The sequence below is a fragment of the Streptomyces alkaliphilus genome (genome assembly GCF_014141535.1).
GTDB classification, from domain to species: domain Bacteria; phylum Actinomycetota; class Actinomycetes; order Streptomycetales; family Streptomycetaceae; genus Streptomyces; species Streptomyces alkaliphilus.
The window spans coordinates 1-1,501 of the sequence record NZ_VKHT01001120.1 but is presented as its reverse complement, the minus strand read 5'-3'; the positions used below and the strand labels follow the sequence as shown (position 1 = coordinate 1,501).

Here is a 1,501-nt window from a genome sequence, read left to right as displayed (position 1 = left end):
CCCCACCCCCGACGTCTCCCGCGGGTCAGCCCGGGGGCCGCGCCGGGTGGATCTCCGCCGGCGCGGCGCCCCGCAGCGCGCGGGTGATCACCGGGCCCCGGTCCCGGGTCAGCCGCCACAGCAGCTCCGCCTCCCGCCGCGCGAAGTCCCCCGCCGCGCCGTCCGTCCCCGCGCCGCCGTGCCGTTCCGCACGGTCGCACAGCAGGGCCAGCTCGGTGGCGGTGTCCTGGTAGCGGATCACGGCCCGCGCGCCGGCGCGCCCCCAGTCCCGGCGGGCCAACCGCCGGGTGAGCGAGCGACCCCGCGAGGTGCCCAACACGGTGGGCTCGCCCATCCCCGGCAGCTCGGGGCCGGCGTAGCGCGGCAGCACCTCCCGCACGGCCCGCAGTTGGCGGCGCCGGGCGTGCGCGCAGGCGCCGATGACCAGGGCGAGCGCGGGGAACATCAGCAGGCCGTAGACCAGCAGGAAGCCGCCGGTGCCCAGGCCGGTGGCGCCGTTCCACGCCGAGTGCAGGCCGATCGCGCCGCCCAGGCCGAGCCAGGGCAGCACCGCCCGGGCCACCCGCCTTCGGCGCGGCAACACCACGGCGAGGCCGAGGCCGAGGCCGGTGAGCGCGGTGAACAGCGGGTGGGCGAAGGGGGCGAGCACCACCCGGACCAGGAAGGTGGCCGCCGTCGCCGAATCCACCGCGGGTGTGCCCAACAGGCGGTCCTCCGCGGCGGCCCGGCCCAGGTAGAGGATGTTCTCGGTGAAGGCGAAGCCGACCGCGGTCATCGCCGCCGCGCACACCCCGGCCAGCACCCCGTGCACGGCGCGCGGACGGTGCAGCCACAGCAGCAGGACGGCGGCGCCCTTGGCGCACTCCTCGACCACCGGCGCCACCAGCGTCAACTCCAGGGCGTCCGCCCGGGGACGCGGCAACCCGGCCGGATCGGCGAGCAGCCATTGGACGAGCACGCCGTTGGCGACCAGCGCGACCAGCGTCGCGGCGCACGCCCCCCAGCCGAGCGCGAAGAGCAGGCCGCCGCGCGAGGCGGCGTCCAGCGAGGCGGTCCGGTGCAGCAGGGCCACCATGAGCGGGACGGGCAGGACGGCGAGCGCCAGGCCGGTGACCAGACCGAAGGCGCCGGTCTCCTGCCCGATCAGGGCCAGTACCACGACACCGCACACGGCCAGGGCGACCGGCACGGTGACGGGGCCCGTCGTCGGGGGAAGGACGCGCCGCCCCAGGCGACGCGGACGGCCGGGGCGGTGGGAACCATCCCCCGATCCGGTACCGGCGCGGGGCGCGTGTTCCGTCGTGCGCGCCGGACGATTTCCCGCCGGCCCGACGGGTCCGCGCCGGCCCCGCCCCTCACGGGCGGGGGTCGGTCCGGGAACACGGGTGGAACCCGGGGCACCACGGGAGGCCGGGGAGTCGGCGGAGCCGCCGTGCGGTGCGTCGGAGGGACCGAACGGCCGGGCACCGGGGCCGGGTTCGGGCCCCGTATGGTCGGACCG

The 1,501-nt window shown here is 78.3% G+C and carries 1 protein-coding gene; it reads right to left on the bottom strand.

The window, feature by feature from the left end; genetic code table 11:
* Positions 1-25: 25 nt before the first annotated feature.
* Complete coding sequence (locus FNQ90_RS22830; RefSeq protein WP_182608080.1) at positions 26-1,189, bottom strand: PrsW family intramembrane metalloprotease; 1,164 nt, start codon at positions 1,187-1,189, stop codon at positions 26-28.
* Positions 1,190-1,501: the final 312 nt, after the last annotated feature.